21 protein-coding genes are annotated in these 25,698 nt (G+C 71.8%); 5 read left to right on the forward strand and 16 right to left on the reverse strand.

Annotated elements, in window-relative coordinates; translation table 11 throughout:
* The first annotated feature begins 165 nt into the window (after nt 1-165).
* The gene (locus AB0L95_RS07000; RefSeq protein WP_365158134.1) at nt 166-1,059 is read left to right on the forward strand and encodes a serine hydrolase; all 894 of its coding nucleotides are present in this window, start codon (nt 166-168) and stop codon (nt 1,057-1,059) included.
* Between the two features lie 75 nt (nt 1,060-1,134).
* Here AB0L95_RS07000 and AB0L95_RS07005 read toward each other — a convergent pair whose 3' ends face one another.
* The 5 genes from AB0L95_RS07005 to AB0L95_RS07025 form a co-directional block, all read right to left on the reverse strand.
* Nucleotides 1,135-2,562, reverse strand: a complete 1,428-nt coding sequence (locus AB0L95_RS07005; protein ID WP_365158137.1) for a dihydrolipoamide acetyltransferase family protein — start codon at nt 2,560-2,562, stop codon at nt 1,135-1,137.
* 10 nt (nt 2,563-2,572) lie between these two features.
* Nucleotides 2,573-3,550, reverse strand: a complete 978-nt coding sequence (locus AB0L95_RS07010) for an alpha-ketoacid dehydrogenase subunit beta (protein ID WP_365158140.1) — start codon at nt 3,548-3,550, stop codon at nt 2,573-2,575.
* Between the two features lies 1 nt (nt 3,551).
* Nucleotides 3,552-4,742 carry a pyruvate dehydrogenase (acetyl-transferring) E1 component subunit alpha gene (gene pdhA / locus AB0L95_RS07015; RefSeq protein WP_365158143.1) on the reverse strand — a complete coding sequence of 397 codons (1,191 nt, stop codon included), beginning with the start codon at nt 4,740-4,742 and terminating at the stop codon, nt 3,552-3,554.
* A 712-nt stretch (nt 4,743-5,454) separates the two neighbouring features.
* Nucleotides 5,455-7,029, reverse strand: a complete 1,575-nt coding sequence (locus AB0L95_RS07020; protein WP_365158146.1) for a protein kinase — start codon at nt 7,027-7,029, stop codon at nt 5,455-5,457.
* 767 nt (nt 7,030-7,796) lie between these two features.
* Entirely contained in the window at nt 7,797-8,342 is a 546-nt protein-coding gene (locus tag AB0L95_RS07025; RefSeq protein WP_365158149.1) for a bacterial proteasome activator family protein, read from the reverse strand.
* 215 nt (nt 8,343-8,557) lie between these two features.
* Between AB0L95_RS07025 and AB0L95_RS07030 the strand changes: the two genes are divergently transcribed.
* A complete protein-coding gene (locus AB0L95_RS07030) occupies nt 8,558-9,295 on the forward strand; it encodes a hypothetical protein (RefSeq protein ID WP_365158151.1) in 738 nt (245 codons plus the stop codon).
* 40 nt (nt 9,296-9,335) lie between these two features.
* Here the strand turns inward: AB0L95_RS07030 and AB0L95_RS07035 are convergent, their stop codons facing one another.
* The 6 genes from AB0L95_RS07035 to pdhA (AB0L95_RS07060) all read right to left on the reverse strand — a co-directional run bounded on the left by AB0L95_RS07035 (nt 9,336) and on the right by pdhA (AB0L95_RS07060) (nt 16,730).
* Nucleotides 9,336-10,316: an NAD(P)H-quinone oxidoreductase gene (locus AB0L95_RS07035; RefSeq protein WP_365158154.1), complete on the reverse strand. Its 981-nt coding sequence runs from the start codon at nt 10,314-10,316 to the stop codon at nt 9,336-9,338.
* Between the two features lie 162 nt (nt 10,317-10,478).
* Nucleotides 10,479-12,038, reverse strand: a complete 1,560-nt coding sequence (locus AB0L95_RS07040) for a molybdopterin molybdotransferase MoeA (protein ID WP_365158157.1) — start codon at nt 12,036-12,038, stop codon at nt 10,479-10,481.
* Nucleotides 12,035-12,991: an NTP transferase domain-containing protein gene (locus AB0L95_RS07045; protein ID WP_365158159.1), complete on the reverse strand. Its 957-nt coding sequence runs from the start codon at nt 12,989-12,991 to the stop codon at nt 12,035-12,037. The genes AB0L95_RS07040 and AB0L95_RS07045 overlap by 4 nt, the downstream gene beginning before the upstream one ends.
* Before the next feature lie 102 nt (nt 12,992-13,093).
* Entirely contained in the window at nt 13,094-14,584 is a 1,491-nt protein-coding gene (locus AB0L95_RS07050; protein ID WP_365158162.1) for a dihydrolipoamide acetyltransferase family protein, read from the reverse strand.
* On the reverse strand, nt 14,584-15,588 hold the full coding sequence (locus tag AB0L95_RS07055; RefSeq protein ID WP_365158165.1) for an alpha-ketoacid dehydrogenase subunit beta: 1,005 nt from the start codon (nt 15,586-15,588) through the stop codon (nt 14,584-14,586). The genes AB0L95_RS07050 and AB0L95_RS07055 overlap by 1 nt, the downstream gene beginning before the upstream one ends.
* Nucleotides 15,585-16,730: a pyruvate dehydrogenase (acetyl-transferring) E1 component subunit alpha gene (pdhA, locus tag AB0L95_RS07060; protein ID WP_365158167.1), complete on the reverse strand. Its 1,146-nt coding sequence runs from the start codon at nt 16,728-16,730 to the stop codon at nt 15,585-15,587. Before pdhA (AB0L95_RS07060) ends, AB0L95_RS07055 begins: the two co-directional genes overlap by 4 nt.
* 189 nt (nt 16,731-16,919) lie before the next feature.
* Between pdhA (AB0L95_RS07060) and AB0L95_RS07065 the strand changes: the two genes are divergently transcribed.
* On the forward strand, nt 16,920-17,405 hold the full coding sequence (locus tag AB0L95_RS07065; protein ID WP_365158740.1) for an Lrp/AsnC family transcriptional regulator: 486 nt from the start codon (nt 16,920-16,922) through the stop codon (nt 17,403-17,405).
* A 59-nt stretch (nt 17,406-17,464) separates the two neighbouring features.
* Here AB0L95_RS07065 and AB0L95_RS07070 read toward each other — a convergent pair whose 3' ends face one another.
* Together AB0L95_RS07070 and AB0L95_RS07075 are read right to left on the reverse strand one after the other, a co-directional pair.
* Nucleotides 17,465-18,055 (reverse strand): TetR/AcrR family transcriptional regulator, encoded by a 591-nt coding sequence (locus AB0L95_RS07070; RefSeq protein WP_365158170.1) that lies wholly within the window; start codon nt 18,053-18,055, stop codon nt 17,465-17,467.
* On the reverse strand, nt 18,052-19,566 hold the full coding sequence (locus AB0L95_RS07075) for a 3-hydroxyacyl-CoA dehydrogenase (protein ID WP_365158173.1): 1,515 nt from the start codon (nt 19,564-19,566) through the stop codon (nt 18,052-18,054). The genes AB0L95_RS07070 and AB0L95_RS07075 overlap by 4 nt, the downstream gene beginning before the upstream one ends.
* 148 nt (nt 19,567-19,714) lie before the next feature.
* Between AB0L95_RS07075 and paaN the strand changes: the two genes are divergently transcribed.
* Nucleotides 19,715-21,406 carry a phenylacetic acid degradation protein PaaN gene (paaN, locus tag AB0L95_RS07080; RefSeq protein WP_365158176.1) on the forward strand — a complete coding sequence of 564 codons (1,692 nt, stop codon included), beginning with the start codon at nt 19,715-19,717 and terminating at the stop codon, nt 21,404-21,406.
* Nucleotides 21,407-21,413: 7 nt separating this feature from the next.
* Here the strand turns inward: paaN and AB0L95_RS07085 are convergent, their stop codons facing one another.
* The 3 genes from AB0L95_RS07085 to AB0L95_RS07095 form a co-directional block, all read right to left on the reverse strand.
* Complete coding sequence (locus tag AB0L95_RS07085; RefSeq protein WP_365158179.1) at nt 21,414-22,184, reverse strand: TrmH family RNA methyltransferase; 771 nt, start codon at nt 22,182-22,184, stop codon at nt 21,414-21,416.
* A 120-nt stretch (nt 22,185-22,304) separates the two neighbouring features.
* Nucleotides 22,305-23,528 carry an HTTM domain-containing protein gene (locus AB0L95_RS07090; protein ID WP_365158182.1) on the reverse strand — a complete coding sequence of 408 codons (1,224 nt, stop codon included), beginning with the start codon at nt 23,526-23,528 and terminating at the stop codon, nt 22,305-22,307.
* Nucleotides 23,525-24,352 carry a DUF5819 family protein gene (locus tag AB0L95_RS07095; protein ID WP_365158185.1) on the reverse strand — a complete coding sequence of 276 codons (828 nt, stop codon included), beginning with the start codon at nt 24,350-24,352 and terminating at the stop codon, nt 23,525-23,527. Before AB0L95_RS07095 ends, AB0L95_RS07090 begins: the two co-directional genes overlap by 4 nt.
* Nucleotides 24,353-24,644: 292 nt before the next feature.
* Between AB0L95_RS07095 and paaA the strand changes: the two genes are divergently transcribed.
* The gene (paaA, locus tag AB0L95_RS07100) at nt 24,645-25,697 is read left to right on the forward strand and encodes a 1,2-phenylacetyl-CoA epoxidase subunit PaaA (protein ID WP_365158188.1); all 1,053 of its coding nucleotides are present in this window, start codon (nt 24,645-24,647) and stop codon (nt 25,695-25,697) included.
* The last annotated feature ends 1 nt before the right edge of the window (nt 25,698 follow it).

Below are 25,698 nucleotides of genomic sequence, written 5' to 3' on the forward strand. Positions count from 1 at the left end.
TCCACGATATGGACCCGCCGGAACCCTCTCCACATTCGTCCCGGCAACCGCACATCCTTTTGTGCTAGTTACGTGTCTCACCATGAAGCGGCCCTGTCATCTGGCCGCCCTCCTTGGGCATTTGGATGCACATGGTGCATCAGAGACGCAATCGGAGCGTTCAACTTGATTACCGGCATTAAGAGTGCGCGAGTTCGCCGAGCCGCCGCGGCAGTGTTCACCACCGGCGCCGTACTGACCGCCGCTGCCCTCACCGCGGCCCCCGCGCAGGCCGTCACAAAGCCCACGATCACCGCCAAGGGCGGGTTCGTGATGAACAACAGCACCGGCAAGAGCCTGTTCACCAAGGCCGCCGACTCGAAGCTGTCCACCGGCTCCACCACCAAGATCATGACCGCCAAGGTGGTGCTGTCCCAGTCGAACCTGAACCTGGACTCCAAGGTCACGATCCAGAAGGCCTACAGCGACTACGTCGTCGCGAACAATGCCTCCCAGGCTCACCTGATCGTCGGCGACAAGGTCACCGTGCGTCAGCTGCTGTACGGGCTGATGCTGCCCTCCGGTTGTGACGCTGCCTACGCCCTCGCGGACAAGTACGGTTCCGGCTCGACCCGCGCCGCGCGTGTGAAGTCGTTCATCGGCAAGATGAACACCACCGCCCGGAGCCTCGGCCTGACGAACACGCACTTCGACTCGTTCGACGGCATCGGCAACGGCAACAACTACTCGACGCCGCGCGACCTGACGAAGCTCGCGAGCAACGCGATGAAGAGCTCCACCTTCCGCTCGGTCGTCAACACCAAGTCGACGAAGCAGAAGGTCACCACCAAGAGCAACGGCTACCGCTACTACAACTGGACCAACACCAACCCGCTGCTCGGCACCTACAGCGGCGCCATCGGCGTGAAGACGGGCTCGGGCCCGGAGGCCAAGTACTGCCTGGTCTTCGCCGCGACCCGCAACGGCAAGACGATCATCGGTACGGTCCTGGCGGCGACGTCCATCGACAACCGCACCGCCGACGCGAAGAAGCTGCTGAACTACGGCTTCGCCGTCTGATTCCCTCGCGCACCACGGCGGAAGGGGCCGGCCGCTTCTCGCGGCCGGCCCCTTCGTCGTGATCTGCCCCGGGCGCTAGCCCCAGGTGATCAGCCGCTTCGGCTGCTCCAGGATGGCCGCCACGTCCGCGAGGACCTTCGAACCCAGCTCGCCGTCCACCAGGCGGTGGTCGAAGCTGAGCGCGAGGGTCGTGACCTGACGGGGCTTGACCTTGCCCTTGTGGACCCAGGGCTGGAGCTTGATCGCGCCGATCGCGAGGATCGCCGACTCGCCCGGGTTGAGGATCGGCGTGCCCGTGTCGACACCGAACACCCCGACGTTGGTGATCGTGACCGTGCCGCCCTGCATCGCCGCCGGGGACGTCTTGCCCTCGCGAGCCGTGCTCACCAGTTCACCCAGCGCCTCCGCGAGCTGCGGAAGGGTCTTGTCGTGCGCGTCCTTGATGTTCGGCACGATCAGACCGCGCGGGGTGGCCGCCGCGATCCCGAGATTCACATAGTGCTTGCGGACGATCTCCTGGTTGGCCTCGTCCCAGGAGGCGTTGATGTCAGGGTTCCGCTTGATCGCGACCAGCAGAGCCTTGGCGATCAGCAGGAGCGGGTTGACCCGCAGACCCTGGAGGTCCTTGTCCTGCTTCAGCTCCTCGACCAGCTTCATCGTGCGGGTCACGTCGCACGTGACGAACTCCGTGACGTGCGGCGCGGTGAACGCGGAGCCGACCATCGCCTGCGCGGTGGCCTTGCGGACGCCCTTGACGGGGATACGGGTCTCCCGCACGGTGTCGTACGTCACCACGGGCGCCGGGGCGGCCGGGCGCTCCACCGCCGGAGCGGGGACCACCACGGCGGGCGCCGCGGGGGCGGGGGCCACGGCCGCGTGTACGTCCTCGCGGGTGATGATCCCGTCCGGGCCGGAGGGGATGACCGTCGTGAGGTCGACACCCAGGTCCTTGGCGAGCTTGCGCACCGGAGGCTTCGCCAGCGGGCGGGACTTGCCGCCGTGCCCGTTCAGCTCGCCCTGGAGCGCCGAGGCCGCGTGACGGGCGGCCTCGGCGACGGCCGCGGTCGTCTTGCGGGGGCGGCGCTTGGTGGAGGACTCGGCGACGCCGTACCCGACGAGGACCGGCTTGCGGCCCTGCGGCTTGGGCTCCTCCGCCGCGGGCGCGGGCTGCTCGGCCACGGGCTCCGGTGCCGGGGCCGTCTCGGCGGGCGCCGGCGCCTGTGCCTGTGCGGCGGGGGCGCCCCCGGCCACGTCGACCGCGATGATCGCCGTGCCGACGTCCACCGTGGTGCCCTCGGGGAAGCGCAGTTCCCGGACCACCCCGTCGTACGGGATGGGCAGCTCCACAGCCGCCTTGGCGGTCTCCACCTCGCAGACGACCTGCCCGTCGGTGACCGTGTCCCCGGGCTGGACGTACCACTTGAGGATCTCGGCCTCGGTGAGACCCTCGCCCACGTCGGGCATCTTGAATTCGCGCACGGACGCGTCAGTCATCGTCGTCACGACCCTCTCCTCAGTACGCCAGGACGCGGTCGACGGCGTCCAGCACCCGGTCCAGGCCCGGCAGGTACTCCTCCTCCAGCCGCGCCGGCGGATACGGGGAGTGATAGCCACCGACCCGCAGCACAGGCGCCTCCAGGTGGTAGAAACACCGCTCCGTGATCCGGGCCGCGATCTCCGCACCCGAACCGAAGAACACCGGTGCCTCGTGCACCACCACCAGGCGGCGGGTCTTCTCCACCGACGCCTGCACGGAGTCGAAGTCCAGCGGCGAGACCGAGCGCAGGTCCAGCACCTCCAGTGACCGGCCCTCCTCCTGGGCGGCCACGGCGGCCTCCTGGCACACCTTCACCATCGGGCCGTAGGCGGCCAGCGTGACATCCGTGCCCTCACGCACCACCCGCGCCTTGTGCAGGGGGTACGGGATCGCCTCGGGGTCGACCTCGGACTTGTCCCAGTAGCGTCGCTTCGGCTCGAAGAAGATCACCGGGTCGTCGCTCTGGATCGCCTGCTGCATCATCCAGTACGCGTCCGACGCGTTCGACGGAGAGACGATCTTCAGGCCGGCCACATGGGCGAACAGCGCCTCGGGGGACTCGCTGTGGTGCTCGACCGCGCCGATGCCGCCGCCGTAGGGGATCCGGACGACGACCGGCAGCTTGACCTTGCCCAGGGAGCGGGCGTGCATCTTCGCCAACTGGGTGACGATCTGGTCGTACGCCGGGAAGACGAAGCCGTCGAACTGGATCTCCACCACCGGGCGGTACCCGCGCAGGGCCAGGCCGATCGCCGTGCCGACGATGCCCGACTCGGCGAGCGGGGTGTCGATGACCCGCTCCTCGCCGAAGTCCTTCTGCAGACCGTCGGTGACACGGAAGACACCACCGAGCTTGCCGACGTCCTCGCCCATCACCAGGACCTTGGGGTCCGACTCCAGGGCCTTGCGCAGCGACTCGTTGATCGCCTTGGCGAGTGCCATCTTCTCGGCCATGTCACTTGCCCCCTTCAGCGTCCGCGAACGACGCCTGGTAGGCGGCGAACTGGGCCCGCTCCTCGTCGACGAGCGCATGCCCGTCCGCGTACACGTTCTCGAAGATGGCGAAGTGGTCCGGGTCCGGCATGGCACGGACCGCTTCGCGCACCCGCCTTCCCAACGCCTCGCTCTCCGCCTCGAGTTCCGCGAAGAATCCCTCGTCCGCGTGGTTTGAGGCGAGGAGGTAGGCACGCAGGCGGGCGATCGGGTCCTTCGCCTCCCAGGCGGCCCGCTCGTCGTCGTGACGGTAGCGGGTCGGGTCGTCGGAGGTGGTGTGCGCGCCCATGCGGTACGTGAACGCCTCGACCAGGGTCGGGCCCTCGCCGTTGCGCGCCCGCTCCAGCGCCCACTTCGTGACCGCGAGGCAGGCCAGCACGTCGTTGCCGTCCACCCGCACGCCCGGGAAGCCGAAGCCCTGCGCGCGCTGGTAGAGCGGCACTCGGGTCTGCTTCTCGGTCGGCTCGGAGATCGCCCACTGGTTGTTCTGGCAGAAGAACACCACCGGCGCGTTGTAGACCGCCGCGAACGTGAACGACTCCGCGACATCGCCCTGGCTGGAGGCGCCGTCGCCGAAGTAGGCGATCACCGCCGAGTCCGCCCCGTCCTTGGCGACGCCCATGGCGTAGCCCGTCGCGTGCAGCGCCTGCGAGCCGATGACGATCGTGTAGAGGTGGAAGTTGTTGCTGTTGGGGTCCCAGCCGCCGTTGTTCACACCACGGAACATGCCGAGCAGGTTGGTGGGGTCGACCCCCCGGCACCAGGCCACGCCGTGCTCGCGGTAGGTCGGGAAGACGTAGTCGTCCTCGCGGGTGGCCCGTCCCGAACCGATCTGGGCGGCCTCCTGGCCGAGCAGCGAGGCCCACAGCCCCAGCTCGCCCTGACGCTGCAGGGAGGTGGCCTCCGCGTCGAAGCGGCGGGTCAGCACCATGTCCCGGTAGAGGCCGCGCAGCTCCTCGGGCGTGATGCCCTCGACGAACCGGTCGTACTCCGGGTTCTCGACGCGCTCGCCCTCGGGCGTCAGCAACTGAACGAGATCCGCTTCGGCGCCCTTCTTGGGCGTGGTGCGGGTGGTGCGCCTGGTGCCGGTGGTGCCGGCCTTGCTTCCGGCGCTGCGTCGCGGCTTGCGCGCGGCAGTGCTCTCCACGGTCACGTGTGCTCCTCCGTCGGTCCGGCCCCCGGGTTCGCCGGGTGCCTGGGGATCCCCTCGGCCCGCTTGGGGCCGGTGAGAGCGGCTCGCCTGCAGCGCACGGACGCACGGGGTGGGTGCGACGCGTTCGAGACAGACGGACAGGTGCCCCGGCGAGCGCCCTGCAAAGGGCACGTTACCCAGTGCGCCACATTTCTGTGAAACCCCTCCTGACCTGGGATTTTGCTTGGATATCCAAGTAAATCGAGTAAGTCGGGCACAGATGCTGGTCACAGCCTTGCAGGGGGCCGGAACAACGGCACGTTATCCCGCTCACCTGGAGCACGGGAAGACTCATTCTGGGGTGGTGCTGGTGTCGCAGGGTGAGGAACCGCCCGTTCGCTCGGACTCCGTCCCGGCCGTGACCGGGCCAGGTGCTCTTCTCCGGGGTACGCGGCGGGGCAGCACGCGCGGCTGCGCGCCCAGCCCGGCCGGGGCCGCCGTCAGCTTCGTCGCGGCCGCCGTCCGGACGAGCACGCGCGCGTGGAGCCTGCCGAAAAGCAACGCGCGCGTGGAGCCCGTCTCCGGGTCCCACGCGCGCGTGGCGGCCGTTTTCGCGGGGCGGCCCCCCTCATGTCGTCGGGCGGGAGCCGCTCGCACGGCTGCCGGCGCCCTGCGGTCGTCCCACCGCTCCCTGCGTGACGGTCCTGCGGGGCCCGTCAGGCCCCGGGACCCCTCAGGGCACCTGCGGGTCGCCCGCGCCCGCCGTGTCCCCGCCGCCGCCCGACGCCGTCGGGTCCGAGGGGTCGCCGCCGCCGCCCGTGGGCGTGTCCGTCGGCTCGTCCGAGGGAGTCGACTCGGTCGGCGGGGCGCTCGGCTGGTCCGGCGTCGTCGACGGCTGCGCTGGCGGCTGCTGGCTGTAGCTGTACGACGGCGTGTACGAGGGCGTGTAGTCCGAGCCGCCGCTCGAGTCCGAGGTGTCGTTCGTGGACGTGTCGGTGGCCTCGTCGGTCGGTGTCTTCTGGGACTGCTTGTCGTCCTTGTTCTTGGTCGCGGGCGGTGACTGCGTGGTGCCCGTCCCGCCGCCGCTGCCGCCCGTGTTGTGCAGCGCCAGCGCGACGCCCGCCGCGACGGCGATGACCGCGAGGACCGCGAGGATCCACAGCTTGCCGCGTCCGCTGCCGCGGTTGCCGTGTCCCTCGAAGCCGCCGTCGTCCCGGGCGCCGTACCCCGTGGGCAGGATGGGCTGCGGAATCTGCGTGGTGCCGGCCTCACCCGGGTGCGGCATCGCCGTCGTACCGGCGAAGCCTCCCGCGGGGGTGTGCCGGCCCTCGTGCACCGCGACCGGGCCGGTGTTCCAGGTGCCGGTGTGGCCGCCCTGGTCGTACAGCATCTGCAGGGCGTACTGGGACAGACCGCGCATCTCCTCCGCGGTCTGGAAGCGATCGTCCGGCTCCTTCGCCAGGGACCGCATCACGAGCCCGTCCAGCTCCGGCGGCGAGGCGCCGTCCGAGACCTGGGACGGGGGCACCGGGATGTCCTGAACGTGCTGGTACACCACGGACAGCGGGGTCTCACCGACGAACGGGGGCCGCAGCGCGAGCAGTTCGTACAGCAGGCAGCCCGTCGCGTACAGGTCCGATCGGTAGTCGACGGCCTTGCCGAGCGCCTGCTCCGGGGAGAGGTACTGCGGCGTGCCCATGACCATGCCGGTCTGCGTCATCGTCGTGGACGCCCCGTGCAGGGCGCGCGCGATGCCGAAGTCCATGACCTTCACGGCGCCGTTGTTGGTGATGATGACGTTCGCCGGCTTGATGTCGCGGTGCACGATGCCGTGCTGGTGGGAGTAGGCCAGTGCCTCCAGGACGCCCGAGACGATGATCAACGCCTGCTCGGGTCCGGGTGCCTCCGCGTTGAGCAGCAGATCGCGGATCGTACGGCCCTCGACCAGCTCCATCACGATGTACGGCACCGACTGGCCGCCGACGTGGTCCTCGCCGGAGTCGTACACGGCGACGATCGCGTGGTGGTTGAGGCCGGCCACCGACTGGGCCTCGCGCGTGAAGCGGGCCTTGGAGACCGGGTCCTCGGCCAGGTCGGCACGGAGCAGCTTGACCGCGACCGTCCGCCCGAGGCGCACGTCCTCGGCCGCGAACACCTCGGCCATGCCACCCCGGCCGAGTCTGCGCGTCAGCCGGTACCGGCCGTCCCCGACAAGCCCGCCGTTGCCCCAGTTCTCCGGCGCGTCTGACATCCCGCCGCCAGTCGCCTCGGGGTCGGACGGGCCCTGGGCGCGCTGCGTCTGTGCCATCAGTCCTCGCCGTCGTTTCTGCCCGCGGTCTGCGCGGTGGTTGTTACGGTCTCCGACGGGCCACGCTACAGGCTTCGCGCAAGGCCCCGGTCCGAGATGCATCCGAGACGGACCGGTCATCAAACCGCGTGCCCGGTTCCATGTGCAAATTCCGTCCACAGGCCGTACGACCCCCGTAACGCTTCCGCGATGCTTCTTGCGCGTACGGTCACGAACGGGCACCGGGCCGGGCATCTCGGTGCCCTGAAGCAGACATGGCCGGAAGAGGTCCGTCGATCACGGAGCAACCGCTTCGAAGCGACGACGGTACGCACGTCGATCACGGAAGGCGGGGGCACGGCGGGCCGCCGCCGACGCGCGCGAAGGGGGCCGCTGGACCCGAGCCGGGCATGTGCCACGACGGCGCACCAGGCCGTATGCGGGGCGCTTCCCCGTCGGCGGCCGGCGACGGCCGTGCGCCTCGCCCGACGGGAGCGGTAGGGCTTCGGTGCGTCCTTACCGGACGCGATGCCGGATTGCCAGGTCCCGATCCAGACACTTCACACCGAGCCGAGTCGCGAACGGGCCGCCCAGGGGCAGTTTCGCCACGGGGCGCCGTCCGTGGCGAAACTCACGCGCGCGAACACCGCCTTCGTCGTCGGCCGCGGTGCCGCTCGCTCTCTCCCGGCACAGTGCGAAGGGTCCGGCACCGTCGTGGTGCCGGACCCTTCGCAAGACCGGGGTCACAGGCTCGTGCGGCCGGGCTCAACCGGGCCGCACGCCCTGGATCACAGGTACGGGCCGCCCGCACGGCCGCCCGTGCGAAGGTCCTCCTCGCCGTCGGGGGAGCCGACCCCCGGCGGAAGGGCGCGGCGCATCTGCTCCAGCTGGGCCCGCGCCGCCATCTGCTGGGCGAACAGCGTGGTCTGGATCCCGTGGAAGAGGCCCTCCAGCCAGCCCACCAGCTGTGCCTGCGCGATGCGCAGTTCCGCGTCGCTCGGGATCGCCTCGTCCGTGAAGGGCAGGGAGAGCCGCTCGAGCTCCTCGACGAGTTCGGGAGCGAGACCGTCCTCCAGCTCCTTCACCGAGCTGGCGTGGATCTCCTTCAGACGCTGCCGGCTCGCCTCGTCCAGAGGAGCGGCGCGCACCTCCTCCAGCAACTGTTTGATCATGCTGCCGATGCGCATGACCTTCGCCGGCTGCTCCACCTGCTCCGTCACCGGGATCTCGCGGGAGTCAACGTCTCCGGTGCCGCCGAGAGCCATTCCGTCCTGGCCCACGACCAGGATCTTCTGGGGGTTCTCCGACGACCTGTCGTTCCTCGGCATCTCCATGCGGCCATTCTCTCGTACCCGTACACGACATCAGGCATGTGCCCTCGGTGAAGGGTGATCCACCCTCTGGAAGCCGCCCGGCAGGCGTCGGGCACGCCCGCCGGAGCCGGGACCGGGGCGGCGGAGCGGCGGGCGGTCGAGATGCCGGACACGGGGGTCCGTGTGACGCTGGTTCCGTTGATCTTGGCCTCCGAGCACGGGAGGGGGTCACGCGCGTGACTCCATGGCTGCTTACGCCGTCCACGTTCCGCACACTCCGCGCCGCCGTCCTGCCACCGGTCCTGACGACGACCGCCGTCCTCAGCGCGTACGGGATAACCGCCGCATACGTCATATCGCCCGGGTCCGGGATACGCCCCGCGCACGGCGACCGGACCGTCTCGTACTCCGTTCAGCCCCCACCCGCGACAGCGACCCAGGCGTCCCCCGGAACGGCCGCGGCGGGCCCCCCGTCATCCGTGACACCCGCCGGGACGGCGGCACTGGGCCGGCCGGTGCCCGCGCCACCCCCTCAGCCGGCCGCTCCCCTCTCGCTCTCGTCCCCCTCGTCGCCTCCCTCGCAGCCCTCGGCCGATCCCTCCCGGCCCGGCAACTGGGCCGGTGAGGGACGGGTACAGCCGGGAGAGACGGACACCGAGCCGGGGGAGGACGAGGGCGACGGCGCATACACGGACCCCGCCGAGACGGCGCCGGACGAGGAGGACGCCACGACCACTACGGAGCCCGATGTCCAGGACTCCAGCGCGGACGCGGAGGCCTCCCTCGGTGCGGCCGTCCCCCCGGGGACCTTGCCCGCCCCCTCCCAGACCTCCGCTCAGGCCTCCGCCCTGCCCGCCCGGCAGGCCGCCGCCCCGAGACCGGTGGTCGAGGTCCTGCCCCTCGGCAGCGGCCTGATGCTCATCGGCCTCGGCATGGCCATCGCCCTGTTCGGTCTGCGCCTGCGCCGGGAGTGACCCGGCCGCCGCCCCTCGCCAGTGCCGGACCGGCAGCCCCTCAAGGCTTCACCAGCAGCACCTTTCCGATGTGTCCGCTCTCGTCCAGCAACCGGTGCGCCGCGGCCGCGTCGCTCATCGGGATCTCGCGGTCGATGACCGGACGCACATGGCCCGAGGAGATCAGCGGCCAGACGTGCTCCCGCACCGCTGCAACGATCGCCGCCTTCTCTCCGAGCGGGCGCGCCCGGAGCGAGGTCGCGGTGATCGCCGCCTGCTTCCGCAACAGCGCATTGATGTTCAGTTCGCCCTGCACACCGCCCTGCATGCCGATGATCGCCAGCCTGCCGTTCAGCGCGAGGGCCTGGACATTGCGGTTGAGGTACTTCGCCCCCATGTTGTCGAGGATGACGTCCGCACCCGCCCCGGCCGTGGCCTGCCGGATCTCCTCCACGAAGTCCTGCTCGCGGTAGTTGATCAGCACGTCCGCGCCCAGTTCGGCGCAGCGGTCCAGCTTCTCCTTGCTGCCCGCCGTGACCGCCACCTTCGCGCCCACCGCTTTGGCCAGCTGGATCGCCATCGTGCCGATACCGCTGGTGCCGCCGTGTACGAGCAGCGTCTCACCCGGACGGAGATGGGCGATCATGAACACATTCGACCAGACCGTGCAGGTCACCTCCGGCAGTGCGGCAGCCTGAAGCAGGTCGAGCCCCTTCGGCACCGGCAGCAGCTGTCCGGCCGGGACCGCGACCTTCTCGGCATAGCCGCCGCCCGAGAGCAGCGCGCACACCTCGTCGCCGACGGCCCACCCGGAGACACCGGGACCGAGGGCGGCGATCCGCCCGGAGCACTCGAGTCCGGGGTACGGGGACGCACCGGGCGGCGGGTTGTAGTGGCCCGCACGCTGGAGGAGGTCGGCGCGGTTGACCGCGCTGGCCGCCACCTCGACCAGCACCTCGCCCTCGGCCGGTACGGGGTCAGGGACCTCCGCCCACACCAGCGCCTCGGGCCCACCGGGTTCAGAAATCGTGATCGCGTACATGAGAGGGACGCTACTCCTGGCGGTGGGCCGCCCCGCCGTGCAGTTCCCGGTGGCGGACCAGAGATGCCTCAGGTGGGGCAGGGGTGCGTCCCGTCTGGGCTGCGTGATGGCGCCGGATTCCGATGTTTCACGTGAAACAGTCCCCATCTCCCCCGGTCCGGCTCACTGCGCCCACACCCAGGGCAGGTCCAGCAGTTCCAGTTCCTGACCGGGCTGAGCGCCTCCGGGCGGTACGACCGCCAAAGCGTCCGCGGCGGCCATGCCGCGCAGCATGGCCGGGCCGTTGTAGTGCAGCGCAACGGCATGGTCGGCGTGAACGGCGACGGGGACGAGCCGGGTGTCGTACGGGTGACCGTGACTGGAGCCCCTCAGGGGCAGCGTGTACGGCTCGGAGGCCACACGCCCCGTCAGGCCCCGCAGCAGGGGCTCGGCGAGGGTCAGCAGGCCGGAGACGGCCGCGAGGGGATTGCCGGGCAGCCCGACGAGGTGCTGGTCGTCCCGGGTGCGGGCCAGGAGCATGGGGTGTCCCGGGCGCACCTTCACGCCGTCCACGAGGAGTTCGGCGCCGATACGGTGCAGGGTGGGATGGACATGGTCGACGGGTCCCCCGGCTGTGCCCCCGGTCGTGAAGATCATCTCGGCCGTCGAGGAGGTGACCGCCCGGTGCAGGGCCTCGGCGTCGTCACCGAGCCTCCGGACGGCCACCACGTCCGCGCCGAGCGCGCGCAGCCAGGGCGGCAGCATCGGGCCGAGCGCATCCCGGATCAGGCCGTCCCTGGGCGGCCCCTCGGTGAGCAACTCGTCCCCCAGGACCAGAACTTCGACCCGGGGGCGAGGCCGCACGGACAGCGTGTCGTACCCGGCGGCCGCGGCGAGCCCGAGCACGGCCGGGGTGATCAGGGCCCCCGGGGGGAGCAACTGGTCGCCCGCGTGGCACTCCTGGCCGCGCGGCCGAATGTCCTGGCCGTGCGCGACCGTGGGGGTGCCCCCGGTCCGCGCGGAGCCGGGAGCCGGGGGAAGGGCAGCGTGCAGCCGGCCCTTGTCGTCCATGCGCCCGTGTTCGCTGCGCAGGACCGCGGTGGTGCCCGGGGGGATGCGCGCACCGGTGGCGATCCGCACGGCCTCCCCGTCCTCGAGGGGAGCCGGCTCCGTGTGCCCGGCGAGGACTCCTTCCTCCCGCACCTCCCAGGGGCCGGGGCCAGCGACCGCCCAGCCGTCCATGGCGGAGGTGTTGAAGGAGGGAAGGTCGGTCAGCGCGGTGAGGGGGTCGGCGAGAACCAGGCCGAGGGCGGCGTCGAGGGGCACGTCGACCGGGTCGCGGCGGGGCACGGAACGGGCCGCGCGCGCGGCGACGGCCCGGGCCTCGGGCCAGGGCGTGGCCTGATGGCCCGGGTGGTGCTCGGACGAGGCCGCCGAGGAGGCTGCTGCCCCCGGGCCGTCCTGGCCGTCGTCCCGGGCGCCGGGATGCCGGGGGGTACGGGGTCCGGTTCCGGACGTACGCGGATCGGACCGGCCGTCACCTGGGCCGAGGTCCCGTACCAGGGCGAGGGCCTCTTCGAGGTCCCGGTCGTGCTGTTCCGGGTCGTGCCGCTGCTCGGCCGGGCGGGCGGAGCGGGCCTCGCCCGGACGGCCGCGCCCGCCGCTGTCGTCGACCACGGCCAGAGCCTCCTCCACATACCGTTCGTCGATGTCCGGACCTCCCCGGGCGCCGCTCCCTCTCATCCGGCGTCCGGCTTGGCCTCGGCGGCCTCCTCGTCCGCCCAGCGCAGGGCCAGGGCGGCGGCCTTGCGGGCGGCCTCGGCGACCGCTTCGGGGCCTCCCTGCGCCTGCGCGGCGGCGTAGCCGACGAGGAACGTCGTCAGCGGGGCCGCGGGCCGGGCCACTCCGTGCGCGGCGTCGCGGGCGAGATCGAGGAGGACGCCGGTATCGACGTCGAGGTCGATGCCCAGCTCGTCCTTGACTGCGGAAATCCATTCATCCAACACGTGCCCATGCTCCCTGATGCGTGATCGGGCGGCGGCGATGTCGTCCCAGGTGTCGCAGTCGAAGGACGCGACGGGGTCGGAGATACGGGTGAGGCCGAGCCCGGCGACCAACCGCCGCAGCGGAAGGCCGGCAAGACCGGGGCGCGGGGGAAGTTCCGAAGGATCGCCGAGGTCTGGAGGACGGGGGAGTTCCGGTGCGCCGGAAGGGCCCTGTTCGGCGGCCAGCCGTGTGAGTTCGCGGCGCAGTGCAGCGCTCCGGTAGGCGGCCACGAGGGGCTGGTCGCGCCCCTCGGGGTCGGTGAGCACCGCCCCTTCGGCGCCGCTCGCCCGCAACGCGGCCAGCAGCCGCCGTACCGTCCCCGCCTCCAGGAACGGCAGATCGGCGGAGAGCACGACGACATACCGGGCCGTGGTGCGCCGCAGCCCCGCGTCGAGCGCGGCGACCGGGCCGGCGCCCGGCGGCTCCTCGCGGGCCCAGAGCACGGGGCGCGCGGTAGGCCGGGGGCCGGCGACGACCACCGTGGTGGCCGCGCCGGCGCAGGCCGCCAGAACGCGGTCGAGCAGCGCCCGCCCGCCGACGCGCACACCCGGTTTGTCGGCCCCGCCGAGCCGCCGGGCGGCACCGCCGGCCAGGACGACGGCGTCGTACACATCGGCGCCCGGGTCGCCCGAGGGCTCGTACTCGGTCATGTTCCCGAGTATGGGCGCCGCGTCGATCAGTGACACCCCCGCACCTCGGCCGGGTGCGGGAACTTGCTCACAGTTTCGCGGCCGGCCGGCCGCGGACCCGGCTCAGAGGGTGCGCAGCAGCACCGCCGGCTGTTCCACGCAGTCCGCCACGTACCGCAGGAATCCGCCCGCCGTACCGCCGTCGCACACCCGGTGGTCGAAGGTGAGCGAGAGCTGCACGACCTGCCGCACCGCCAGCTCCCCCTCGTGCACCCATGGCTTGGGGACGATCCGGCCGACGCCGAGCATGGCCGCCTCCGGGTGGTTGATGATCGGTGTCGAGCCGTCGACGCCGAACACTCCGTAGTTGTTCAGCGTGAAGGTCCCGCCGGTGAGTTCCCCGGGTGTGAGCGTGCCGGCCCGAGCCGCCTCGGTCAGGCGGGCGAACTCCGCGGTGAGCGACTCGGCGTCCCGTGCGTGCGCGTCCCGCACCACGGGGACGACGAGTCCCCGTTCGGTCTGGGCGGCGAACCCGAGGTGCACCTGATCGAGCCGGACGATCTCCCGGGCCTCCAGGTCCACGGTGGAGTTCAGCTCGGGGAACCGGGCGAGCGCGGCGGTGCAGATGCGGGCCAGCAGGGCGAGCAAGGCGATCTTGGGGCCTCCCGCCGCGTTCATGGCCGTCCGCGCGCGCATCAGGTCCGTGGCGTCGGCGTCCACCCAGCAGGTCGCGTCGGGGATCTCACGCCGGCTCCGGGAGAGCTTGTCGGCGACGGCCCCGCGGACGCCCTTGAGGGGGATCCGGGTGCCGGAGGTGGTCGCCGCGGCTGCCGTAGCGGGTGCGGGCGCTTCGGAAGCGGATCCGGTGGGAACCGCGGATGCGGCCGCGACCGCCGTGGTCCTCGTCGCACCGCCGCGAGCCGCGGCGGTCCTCAGTGCGTCCTCCACGTCCGCCCGCAGAATCAGCCCGTCGGGCCCGGAACCCGTCAACTTCCGCAGATCGAGCCCGTTGTCGCGGGCGAGCCTGCGGACGAGCGGGGAGATCACCGGAACGGGGCCGTCGAGATGCCGGTGGCCGTCCGCGCGGTGGCCGGGGGCCGCAGCCGCCGGGGCCGCAGCCGCCGGGATCGGAGCAGCGGAGGCCGGGACGCCTGCGGGAAGCCCCGCTGCCCGGGTGGCGGACTCAGGTCCGGCGGCAGCCGGGAGCGGAGCCGCCGCGGCCACGGAATCGACCGCCCGCGAGGCTCCGTCCGTGGGGCGGGCGCCGGGCTGGGGCGGCCGGACCCGACGGCGCCGGGCGGGAGCCGCCGATGTGCCGTACCCGACCAGCACGTTCCCGGACGATTCCTCGCCCCCGCCGTCCACGGGGGCACCCACGGCGACCGTCAACAGCGGTGCGCCGACCGGAAGTTCCGCGCCCTCCTCGCCGAAGCGGGCCGTGACCACACCCTGGTAGGGGCAGGGCACCTCGACCATCGCCTTGGCCGTCTCGACCTCGACGACCGGCTGGTCGACCGCGACGACGTCCCCGACCTTCACCAGCCAGCGGACGATCTCCGCCTCGGTCAGCCCCTCCCCGAGGTCCGGCAGCCTGAACTCGAGCACCTGGGCCATCAGCTCCCCGCCTCCCACTGCAGGCGCCCCACGGCGTCCAGGATCCGGTCCACACCTGGCAGATGGTGCCGCTCCAGCATCGGCGGCGGGTAGGGGATGTCGAATCCGGCCACCCGCAGCACCGGCGCCTCCAGATAGTGGAAGCAGCGCTCGGTCACCCGCGCGGCGATCTCCCCGCCCGGCCCGCCGAAGCCGGTCGACTCGTGCACCACCACGGCCCGGCCCGTGCGGCGCACGGACGCGGTCACCGTCTCGTCGTCGAACGGCACCAGGGAGCGCAGATCGACGACTTCCAGGTCCCAGCCCTCGGCGCGAGCCGCCTCCGCCGCCTCCAGACAGACGGAGACCGACGGCCCGTAGGTGATGAGCGTCGCGCTGCGGCCCGAACGCCGTACCACCGCACGGCCTATCGGTTCCACGGTGTCGGGCTCGTCGGGGTTCCAGGCGGCCTTCGACCAGTACAGCCGCTTGGGTTCGAGGAAGACGACGGGGTCGTCGGAGGCGATGGCGGCGCGCAGCAGTCCATAGGCGTCGGCGACCGTCGCGGGCGTGACGACATGCAGGCCCGGGGTCGCCATGTAGTAGGCCTCGGAGGAGTCGCTGTGGTGCTCGACGCCGCCGATGCCTCCCCCGTAGGGGACCCGGATCGTCAGGGGCAGCGGCATCGCGCCGCGGGTGCGGTTGCGCATCCGCGAGACATGGCTGACCAGCTGCTCGAAGGCGGGGTAGGCGAAGGCGTCGAACTGCATCTCCACGACCGGCCTGAGGCCGTACATCGCCATGCCGACGGCCGTGCCGAGGATGCCCGCCTCGGCGAGCGGTGTGTCCGTGCAGCGATCGTCACCGAATTCCTTGGCGAGCCCGTCCGTGACCCGGAAGACACCGCCGAGCGTGCCGACGTCCTCGCCCATGACGTGCACGGACGGGTCGGCCGCCATGGCGTCGCGCATCGCGCGCGTGAGCGCCTGCGCCATGGTGGCCGGCTTGAGGGCAACGGTCGTCATCGCCCGGCTCCTTCCGGTCCGGCCGCCTCGGCGTCCAGCTCCGCCCGCAACTGCGCCTGCTGTTCGATGAGTTGGGTGGTGGGCCGGGCATACACATGGGCGAAGAGATCCATGGGGTCGAGCTCCGGGTCCTGGTTCATACGCGCCCGCAGGTCGGCCGCCAGCGCCTCGGCGTCCTCGCGCGCGGCCCGTATCCCGCCCTCGTCGAGAAGGCCGCGCTGCGTCAGTTCACGCTCCAGCAGCACGACCGGGTCGTGGGCCTGCCAGGCCTCGACCTCGGCGTCGCCGCGGTAGCGGGTCGCGTCGTCGGCGTTCGTATGGGCGTCGATGCGGTACGTCACCGCCTCGACGAGGGTGGGGCCGCCACCCGCGCGCGCGTGCCGTACGGCCTCGCCGAGGACCTCGTGCACAGCGGCCGCGTCGTTCCCGTCGACCAGCCGGCCCGGCATGCCGTAGCCGACCGCCTTGTGCGCCAGGGAGGGCGCCGCGGTCTGCTTGGCGAGCGGGACGGAGATCGCGAAGCCGTTGTTCTGGACCAGGAAGACGACCGGCGCCTGCCACACCGCGGCGAAGTTCATCGCCTCGTGGAAGTCGCCCTCGCTGGTGCCGCCGTCGCCCACCAGAGCGAGCGCGACCACGTCGTCGCCCTTCAGGCGGGCGGCGTGGGCGAGTCCCACGGCGTGCGGCAACTGGGTGGCGAGCGGGGTGGACAGGGGCGCCACCCGGTGCTCGTACGGGTCGTAGCCGGTGTGCCAGTCGCCGCGCAGCAGGGTCAGGGCCTCGACGGGGTCGACGCCGCGGGCGACGGCCGCGAGGGTGTCGCGGTAGCTGGGGAAGAGCCAGTCGCGCTCCTCCAGGACGAGCGCCGCGGCGACCTGGCAGGCCTCCTGCCCGGTGCTGGAGGGGTAGACGGCCAGGCGGCCCTGCTTGGTGAGCGCCGTCGCCTGCGCGTTGTACCGGCGGCCGCGCACCAGCTGGGTGTACAGCCGGCTCAGCAGCTCCGGGTCGGCCTTGGCGGCCGCCTCGGTGCCGAGGACGCGGTACGGCAGGGGATCGGGCAGCAGCGGAGCGGGATCGGTACGGGGCTGCCAGGCGGGCGGCGGGGTCGGCCGGTAGGCATCCCGCTGCTCCATGACCGTCATGACGGCACCTCCTCGTGGGAGCGGCTTCGGACGCGCCACGGGAGTGATGCGCCTCACCTACCGATTGTTCGGTCGTCGGCACATTTTGGCTACAGGCACCTCAAGGCTGTGGACAAACGGTTCTCCACAACCTGAGATGGACGCAGTACGTCCATGGTAGAGAGGCGGGGGCGCATGGCACCTGAACAAATGGCCGAGCCGCCGGAGCACGGCCCGGCCCTGCCACCCCCACGCCCCCTGGACGCCATCGACCGGGACATCCTGCAGATACTCCAATCGGACGGCCGCGCCTCGATACGGTCGGTCGCCGAACATGTGCACGTCTCCCGCGCCAACGCCTACGCACGGATCAACCGGCTCATCGAGGACGGCGTGATCCGCGGCTTCGGCGCCCGGGTGAACCATGAACGCGCCGGTCAGGGCACCTCGGCGTACATCACCCTGAAAATCGTCCAGAACTCCTGGCGCACGGTCCGCGAGCGGTTGCGCCTGCTGCCCGGCGCCTCCCACATCGCCCTGGTGGGCGGCGACTTCGACGTCCTGCTCCTGGTCCACACGCCCGACAACAAGGCGCTGCGCGAACTGGTCCTCACCCGGCTCCAGGCGATCCCCGAAGTACTCAGCACGCGCACGCTGCTGGTGTTCGAGGAAGAGGATCTGGAACCGGACAACTGACTGGTCAGACCAGGCAGGCCGGCAGCCGAACAGGCGGGCCCCGGTCCGGGCCGACCCCCTCAGTGCTCGGTGCGCAGCCCCGAGAAGACCAACTGCACGACCGCGTCGACCACTTCGCGCTCGCCCATGCCCCGCCCCTCGGGCCGGTACCACTCCACGATCGAGTTGATCATCCCGAAGACGAGCCGGGTCGCGAGCCGCACCTCCACGTCGCCGCGTACCTCCCCGTCGGCGGCGGCGGCCTTGAGCAGCTCGGCGACCTGATGGTCGAACTCGCGGCGCCGCTCCAGCGCCCACCGCTCGGTGCCCGTGTTGCCGCGCACCCGCAGCAGCAGCGTCACATAGGGCAGCTCGGTGATGAGCACCTCGACCATGCGCCGCACGACGTACTCGAGCCGCTCCACGGCACGGCCCCCGCGCGCGTGGTCCTCGTCGAGGATCCCGAAGAGGCCGTCCAGCGCCCGGCTGACGGCCCGGCGCAGCAGCTCCTCCTTGCCCGAGACATGGTGGTAGATCGACGACTTGGAGATGCCGGCGGCCTTGGAGAGGTGCTCCATGGAGGTGCCGTCGTAGCCGCGTTCGTTGAACACCTGCACGGCGACGGAGAGCAGGCTCTCCGGGGTGTACGTGTCGCGCCTGGCCGTGGTCATGAGGTGCCCTCCCGCTTCTCGGAGGCGTACGCGTGGCGGTAGAGCGCGAGGGACGGGGCGTACCGTCCGGAGGGGTCACGCATGTGCAGGTCGTCCAGGAGGTCGTAGGCCCAGCCGCGGCCGAGTCGGCGGCTCCACTCGAAGGGACCGAGCGGGTAGTTGACGCCGAGCCGCATCGCGGTGTCGATGTCCTCCTCGGTGGCCACGCCCTTGGCGACGGCGTCGTGCGCCAGGTCGACGATCCGGGCCACCGTCCGGGCGACGATCATGCCGGGCACGTCCCCGAGGACGCTGACGTCCTTGCCGAGCGCCTGGAAGAGCCCGACGGCCTCGGAGAGGGTCCTCTGCGAGGTGTCCTGGGAGGCGGACAGGGCGATCCGGGTCGCCCTGCGGTAGTCGAGCGCCAGGTCGAAGTAGACGACGTCCCGGAACTCGACGGAGGTCTGTCCGTCCGCGAGAGCCAGCTGCCCGCCGCCGGGCAGCACCAGACGGGTGCCGTGGTCCTCGTCGTCCTCACGGATGCCGATGCCCGCCTCACGGATCAGCGCGAGCAGTTCCGAGGCGGGACCCAGATCGCCCTCGACGACGACGTAGGCGGGTGCCTGCGCCGGCTCCGCGGTGTGCGGCTCGGGCCGCTCGGCGTCGTCCCCGTAGCCGTACCAGCCCTGTCCGGTCTTGCGGCCGAGCCGGCCGGACTCCACCAGCCGACGCTGGGCGAGGGAGGGCGTGAAGCGCACGTCCTGGAAGAAGGACTCCCACACCGAGCGGGTGACGGACTCGTTGACGTCCTGCCCGATGAGGTCGGTCAGCTCGAACGCGCCCATCCGGAAGCCGCCCGACTCGCGCAGGACAGCGTCGATGGTGGCGGGGTCGGCGGCCTGCGCCTCGTACACCGCGAACGCCTCGGCGTAGTAGGGCCGGGCGATGCGGTTGACGATGAAGCCGGGGGTGTCCGCGCAGGCGACCGGTGTCTTGCCCCAGGCGCGGGCCGTCTCGTACGCGCGCGTGGCGGACGTGACGTCGGTGGCGAACCCGGAGACGACCTCCACCAGTGGCATCAGCGGCGCGGGGTTGAAGAAGTGCAGGCCGACGAAGCGGCCCGGGCTGCGCAGGGCGCCGCCGACGGCGGTCACGGACAGGGACGAGGTGTTGGTGGCGAACAGGCAGTCCTCGCCGACGACGTCCTCCAGCTCCCGGAACAGCTGCTGCTTGGCGTCGAGACGCTCCAGGACCGCCTCCACGACGAGCGAGCAGTCCGCCAGCTCGGCCAGGTTCTCGACGGCCAGCAGGCGGGCGCGGGCCGCGTCCCGCTCGGCCGGGGTGAGCCGGTCCTTCGCCACCAGCCGGTCGAGACGGGCACCGATCGCGGCGGCGGCCTCGCGGGCGCGGCCCGGAGCGACGTCGTACAGCCGCACAGGATGCCCTGCGACCAGCGCGACCTGGGCGATGCCCTGGCCCATGGTGCCGGTGCCCACGACGGCCACAGGGCTGCTGAGGTCGAGTGCTGTCATGTGCGCGATCCTCCCGCACGCCGTTTTCCACAGATACGGCAGGCCCCCTTGTCCCGACCGATCGTTCGGTTACTCTAACCCTGTCCGCCTGTTCCTGCCCAGGTCATGAGCTCGACGAAGAGTTCTTGAGACGAGGAGTTGGTCCCGCATGGCCGCCGAACTCACCGCGCAGCAACTGATCGCCCAGCACCGGCCCACTCTCGACCAGGCGCTGGAAGCCATCCGCACACGCGCGTACTGGTCCCCGCACCCCGAGCACCCCAAGGCCTACGGGGAGCACGGCAGCCTGGACGCCGCAGCGGGCAAGGCCGCCTTCGACGCCCTCCTCGGCACCCGTCTGGACTTCGGCCAGCCGGGCACGGACGACTGGACGGGCGGCGAGGTCTCGCCGTACGGGATCGAGCTGGGCATCACCTATCCCCACGCGGACATCGACGTCCTGCTGCCCGCCATGCGCGCCGGCCAGCGGGCCTGGCGGGACGCGGGCCCCGAGACGCGCGCGGTCGTGTGCCTGGAGATCCTCAAGCGCATCAGCGACCGGACGCACGAGTTCGCGCACGCGGTCATGCACACCAGCGGCCAGGCGTTCATGATGGCGTTCCAGGCGGGCGGCCCGCACGCCCAGGACCGCGGCCTGGAGGCGGTGGCGTACGCGTACGCGGAGCAGGTCCGCACGCCCGGGACCGCGGAGTGGACCAAGCCCCAGGGCAAGCGCGACCCGCTGGTCCTCACCAAGGCGTTCCGGCCCGTCCCACGGGGCATCGCCTTGGTCATCGGCTGCAACACCTTCCCGACGTGGAACGGCTACCCGGGCCTGTTCGCCTCCCTGGCCACCGGCAACGCGGTCCTCGTCAAGCCGCACCCGCGCGCGGTGCTGCCGCTCGCGCTCACCGTGCGGATCGCCCGCGAGGTGCTCGCCGAGGCGGGCTTCGACCCGAACCTGGTGGCGCTGGCCGCCGAGCGCCCGGGCGAGGGCATCGCCAAGACGCTCGCGGTGCGCCCCGAGATCCGCATCATCGACTACACGGGTTCCACGGCGTTCGGCGACTGGCTGGAGACCAACGCCCGCCAGGCACAGGTCTACACGGAGAAGGCCGGCGTCAACACGGTGATCGTGGAGTCCACCGGCGACTACAAGGGGATGCTGTCCAACCTGGCGTTCTCCCTGTCGCTGTACAGCGGACAGATGTGCACCACCCCGCAGAACCTGCTGATCCCCCGGGACGGCATCACCACCGACGAGGGCCCGAAGTCGTACGACGAGGTGGTCGCGGATCTCGCGCGCTCGGTCGACGGCCTCCTCGGCGACGACGCGCGGGCCAACGCACTGCTCGGGGCGATCGTGAACCCCGACGTCAAGGCCCGTCTGGAGGCGGCGGCCGGACTCGGCGAGGTCGCCCTGGCCTCCCGCGAGATCGCCAACCCGGAGTTCCCGCAGGCGATCGTGCGCACCCCGGTGATCGTGAAGCTCGACGGCGCCAAGCCGGACTCCGAGGCCGCCTACATGAGCGAGTGCTTCGGCCCGGTCTCCTTCGCCGTCGCGGTCGACTCGGCGACGGAGGCGGTGGAGCTGCTGCGCCGCACCGTCCGGGAGAAGGGCGCGATGACCGTCGGCGCCTACACCACCTCCGAGGAGGTCGAGCAGGCCGTCGAGGAGGCCTGCCTGGAGGAGCCCGCGCAGCTCTCGCTCAACCTGACCGGCGGGGTGTACGTCAACCAGACGGCCGCCTTCTCCGACTTCCACGGCTCGGGTGGCAACCCGGCGGCCAACGCGGCCCTGTGCGACGGAGCGTTCGTGGCGAACCGCTTCCGGACGGTGGAGGTGCGCCGGGAGGCGTAGCGGCGGCTCAGGCGGGTGCGCCCCCGGTGGCACTCCAGTGGTACAGCGTCATGGCCACACTGGTGGCGAGGTTGTAGCTGGAGACCTGGGGGCGCATCGGCAGGGACACCAGGTGGTCGGCGCGGGCGCGGAGGTCGGCCGACAGACCGGTGCGCTCGGAGCCGAAGGCGAGCACGGCGTCGTCCGGCAGCTTCAGGGCACGGATGTCGTCGCCCTCCGGGTCCAGGGCGAACACCGGGCCCGGCGGCAGCTCGGCCACGGACAGCCGCTCCACGGCGGTCGCGAAGTGCAGCCCTGCCCCGCCTCGCACCACCGTGGGATGCCACGGGTCGAGCGTGCCGGTGGTCACCACACCCGTCGCGCCGAACCCGGCCGCGAGCCGGATCACCGCTCCCGCGTTGCCCAGGTTCCGCGGGTTGTCGAGGACGATCACGGGGGCGGTCCGGGGCATGCGCCGCAGCGCTTCGAGACGGGCCTCGTGCGAGGGCCGCTCGGCGAGGGCGGCGACCGCGGTGGGATGCGGGCGCGGCACGAGGGCCCGGTAGGTGTCCTCGGGCACCTCCGTCAGCAGGGCCTCCAGCACGCCGAGCACATCGGGCGCCAGCTCGTCGGCCAGCGCGAGCGCCGCCCGCCGGTCGGTGGTGACGGCGACCGGAACACGCGCGTGGAAGCGGACCGCGTGCTTGAGTGCGTGGAAGCCGTCGAGCAGGACCAGGTCGTCGGCGAGCCGGTGCCAGGTGCCCAGCGGATCGGCGGTGCTGCGATACGGGTCCGTCATGCCGTGCAGCCTACGTGCGCGGCAGGCCGCCGGGCTTCCGGGCGGCCGGGCCATGGCGTCTCGGCACGGCTCGTACGACGCACCCCCGGGCCGGGCCGCCGGGCCGGGCCGCCGGCGGGCTCATGTAGCAGGGCTCGCCTGTGACTGATCGGCCGGCTCCTCGGTGGGCGGCCGAGGCCCGCGCGGGCGGGGCAGCGGGAGCCGGGCGGCGGGCCTCGCGAGCCGTCCACGCGCGCGTGCCGCCCAGCCCCCCAGCCGCCGCAGGAAAGACGTCGGCAGGAACACGGCGTCGGCGGCGATCATCGCGAGCGAGAAGAAGGGCAGCCCGAGCACCACGGCGATCACCGCGTGCTCGGTCATCATGACCGCCAGCAGCACGTTCTTCACCCGTCGGTTGAACAGCGTGAACGGAAACGCGACCTGCGCGGCGACCGTGCCGTACGTCATCAGCAGCACGGTCAGACCATGCGCGGACAACAGGTCGGACAGGGCGGGCCAAGGCGAGAAGTAGTCGATGTGGAGCGGGTAGTAGACCGCGGTGCCGTCCTGCCAGCGCGACCCCTGGATCTTGTACCAGCCGGCGGTCGAGTAGATCAGACACGCCTCCGCCATGATCACGAGCAGGGCGGCGTTGTGGACCAGGTTGGCGACGACGTCCAGCAGGATGCGCGGTTCCCCATGAGGGGCGCGCCGGCCGACGTACCACCACAGGCCCTGCACGGCCCACAGCCCCCAGAACACGACGAGCCAGGCCTCGCTGATCCAGTCCGCGACCGACGGCACGGCCAGTACGAGACCGAGCACGACCCACAGGACGGGGCCCGCCCGGTCGGGCCGCGGCTCGTCACCACGCGCGCGCGCCGCAGCGGCCCGCCGGGCGCGCCGCGCGTCCAACGACCACACCTGCCCGCAGCGGGTGAACACCAGGTAGATCGCCATCAGATGGATGACGTTGTCACCGCCGTCGCCCATGAAGACGCTGCGGTTCTGCAGCGACAGCACCCCCACCATGAAGAGCAGCGACATGGTGCGGGTCCGCCAACCGGCCAGCAGCAGGACGCTCGACAGCACGGCCAGGGCGTACACGGTCTCGAACCACACCTGCCCGTCGGACCACATCAGGACCGTGAAGGCGTGGTTGTTCGCGGTCAGTTGCCGGGCCAGGTCCCAGCTCCAGGGGCCGTCCGGCCCGTACAGCTCCTGGCGGTGCGGCAGCTCGCGCAGCAGGAACAGCAGCCAGGTGGTGGCGAACCCGATGCGGACGATCGCGGTCTGGTACGGGCCGAGGGCGGCGTCGGTGACGCGGGCGATACCGCGCGAGACACACACGGCGAACCGGTTCATCGGGCACTCGCCTCCGCCCGCTCGCCGTCCGGCAGCAGCCACCAGGGCAGCCGGCGGTACACAGGCGCCGTGCTGACTTTCTCACCGCTCCACTTCGGGGGCGGCACCTCGGTGGTGCGGGAACGGACCTGGACGCTTTCGACGCTCTCGCCGTCGCGGGCCGCGTGCTCACGGCCGAGACGCAGCGCGACGACCCGGCGGAGATAGTCCTCGGCCAAGGCGCCGCGCAGGCCCACGGGACGGTTCTGGCCGTCGTGCGAGGTGACGTAGAAGTCCCAGGCCCGGCGCAGTTCGTTCTGCTGGGTGTGGCTCGGCAGCAGGTTGCCGTCGATGGCGGCACCGTCGAGCGCGGACAGGTCGTACCAGCCCGTCGTCCGCCGGTCGCCGTCTCCCGTGCGCAGTTCGACCCGTGCCTGGACGTCGATGTTCTGCTGGAGCGGGTCGGGCGCGAACAGTTTCCAGTTCTGCTCGAACTCGGGGTAGATCCAGTCGCTGACCGCCTTGCTGTGCTCCTTGCTGACGACGTTCGCGGGCGCGACGTGCAGGAACACCATGCCCAGGTGCACACAGGCAGCGACGGCGACGACGGCGAGCGCCAGCGCGGCGGCTATCTGGTAGCGCAGGGAGAGGGCGGCGACGCCGGTGCGCGGGGCTGCCGGGTCCGGCGCGGCGGGCCCCTCCCTGTCCCACCCGCCCGTGGCCTCCTCGGGGCGCGGGTCGTGAGGTACGTCGCGGGCGGCGCCGACGGGCAGGGGGGACACCGGGTCGCCCGGGTCGCCCGGCTGTTCCCGCCGGGCGACCGGCTCCTCGTCGTACGCGTCCATCCCGCCCCGTCTCCCGAGCTTCCGTGCCCTCGGTGCCGTCCTGTGCCGCAGGCGCTGTCCGGCGACCGTCTCCGACCGGGCCGGGCCGGCCGTGTCACCCGTTCGCAGCACCCCACGGTGTGCGCACGGGAACGGTACTCAGACCCGCCCGCCCCGCACAGCGCATCGGTCACAGCGGCGGACGGCCGCCCGGAGATTGTCCACAGCGGTTGACACCCTACGGCGCCGCGTTCCACCATTGAACCGTCACGACCGAACGATCGGTCGGGAGAGAGTGGTCGAGGGGGATCGCATGGCGACAGCAGCAGCGCACCGGACGGCCCGCGCGGACGGCACGGCACAGGCGGACACAGCGGCCTACGAGGCCGGGTTCGACGCCGCCGTCGCCGCCGACGAGCGCATCGAGCCGCGCGACTGGATGCCCGACGCCTACCGCGCCACCCTGGTCCGGCAGATCGCCCAGCACGCGCACTCCGAGATCATCGGCATGCAGCCGGAAGCCAACTGGATCACCCGCGCGCCTTCCCTGCGCCGCAAGGCGATCCTGATGGCCAAGGTCCAGGACGAGGCAGGCCACGGCCTGTATCTGTACAGCGCCGCGGAAACGCTCGGCACCAGCCGCGACGAGCTGCTCGACAAGCTCCACTCAGGCCGCCAGAAGTACTCCTCGATCTTCAACTACCCCACGCTGACCTGGGCCGACGTCGGCGCCATCGGCTGGCTGGTGGACGGCGCCGCCATCACCAACCAGGTCCCGCTGTGCCGCTGCTCCTACGGCCCCTATGCCCGCGCGATGGTCCGTATCTGCAAGGAGGAGTCCTTCCACCAGCGCCAGGGATACGAGCTGCTGATGGCCCTCAGCCACGGCACACCGGAGCAGCACGCGATGGCCCAGGACGCGGTGAACCGCTGGTGGTGGCCCTCCCTGATGATGTTCGGGCCGCCCGACGACGAGTCGGCGCACTCCGCCCAGTCGACGGCCTGGAAGATCAAGCGGCACTCGAACGACGAACTGCGCCAGCGTTTCGTGGACATCTGCGTCCCCCAGGCCGAGTCGCTGGGCCTCACCCTCCCCGACCCGGACCTCGTATGGAACGAGGAACGCGGACACCACGACTTCGGACCCATCGACTGGACCGAGTTCTGGGACGTCATCAAGGGCAACGGCCCGTGCAACGAACAGCGACTGACCCAGCGCAGGCGGGCGCACGACGAGGGCGCCTGGGTACGGGAAGCGGCCGCGGCGTACGCGGCGAAGCACAACGGGACGAGCACAACCGGCGAGCACGCGCGCACAGCGGGCGCGGGATCGGCGACCAGGGCCGACGAGAACGGAAAGGCGTGAC

The sequence above is a fragment of the Streptomyces sp. NPDC052036 genome, assembly GCF_040680495.1.
Classification (GTDB): domain Bacteria; phylum Actinomycetota; class Actinomycetes; order Streptomycetales; family Streptomycetaceae; genus Streptomyces.

Bases quoted from the DNA above. Each gene is read 5' to 3' on its own strand.
- AB0L95_RS07010 (WP_365158140.1), bottom strand. From the start codon at position 3,550: ATGGCCGAGAAGATGGCACTCGCCAAGGCGATCAACGAGTCGCTGCGC.
- AB0L95_RS07020 (WP_365158146.1), bottom strand. From the start codon at position 7,029: ATGGCACAGACGCAGCGCGCCCAGGGCCCGTCCGACCCCGAGGCGACT.
- AB0L95_RS07025 (WP_365158149.1), bottom strand. From the start codon at position 8,342: ATGGAGATGCCGAGGAACGACAGGTCGTCGGAGAACCCCCAGAAGATC.
- AB0L95_RS07035 (WP_365158154.1), bottom strand. From the start codon at position 10,316: ATGTACGCGATCACGATTTCTGAACCCGGTGGGCCCGAGGCGCTGGTG.
- AB0L95_RS07040 (WP_365158157.1), bottom strand. From the start codon at position 12,038: ATGAGAGGGAGCGGCGCCCGGGGAGGTCCGGACATCGACGAACGGTAT.
- AB0L95_RS07045 (WP_365158159.1), bottom strand. From the start codon at position 12,991: ATGACCGAGTACGAGCCCTCGGGCGACCCGGGCGCCGATGTGTACGAC.
- AB0L95_RS07050 (WP_365158162.1), bottom strand. From the start codon at position 14,584: ATGGCCCAGGTGCTCGAGTTCAGGCTGCCGGACCTCGGGGAGGGGCTG.
- AB0L95_RS07055 (WP_365158165.1), bottom strand. From the start codon at position 15,588: ATGACGACCGTTGCCCTCAAGCCGGCCACCATGGCGCAGGCGCTCACG.
- pdhA (WP_365158167.1), bottom strand. From the start codon at position 16,730: ATGACGGTCATGGAGCAGCGGGATGCCTACCGGCCGACCCCGCCGCCC.
- AB0L95_RS07065 (WP_365158740.1), top strand. From the start codon at position 16,920: ATGGCCGAGCCGCCGGAGCACGGCCCGGCCCTGCCACCCCCACGCCCC.
- AB0L95_RS07070 (WP_365158170.1), bottom strand. From the start codon at position 18,055: ATGACCACGGCCAGGCGCGACACGTACACCCCGGAGAGCCTGCTCTCC.
- AB0L95_RS07075 (WP_365158173.1), bottom strand. From the start codon at position 19,566: ATGACAGCACTCGACCTCAGCAGCCCTGTGGCCGTCGTGGGCACCGGC.
- paaN (WP_365158176.1), top strand. From the start codon at position 19,715: ATGGCCGCCGAACTCACCGCGCAGCAACTGATCGCCCAGCACCGGCCC.
- AB0L95_RS07085 (WP_365158179.1), bottom strand. From the start codon at position 22,184: ATGACGGACCCGTATCGCAGCACCGCCGATCCGCTGGGCACCTGGCAC.
- AB0L95_RS07090 (WP_365158182.1), bottom strand. From the start codon at position 23,528: ATGAACCGGTTCGCCGTGTGTGTCTCGCGCGGTATCGCCCGCGTCACC.
- AB0L95_RS07095 (WP_365158185.1), bottom strand. From the start codon at position 24,352: ATGGACGCGTACGACGAGGAGCCGGTCGCCCGGCGGGAACAGCCGGGC.
- paaA (WP_365158188.1), top strand. From the start codon at position 24,645: ATGGCGACAGCAGCAGCGCACCGGACGGCCCGCGCGGACGGCACGGCA.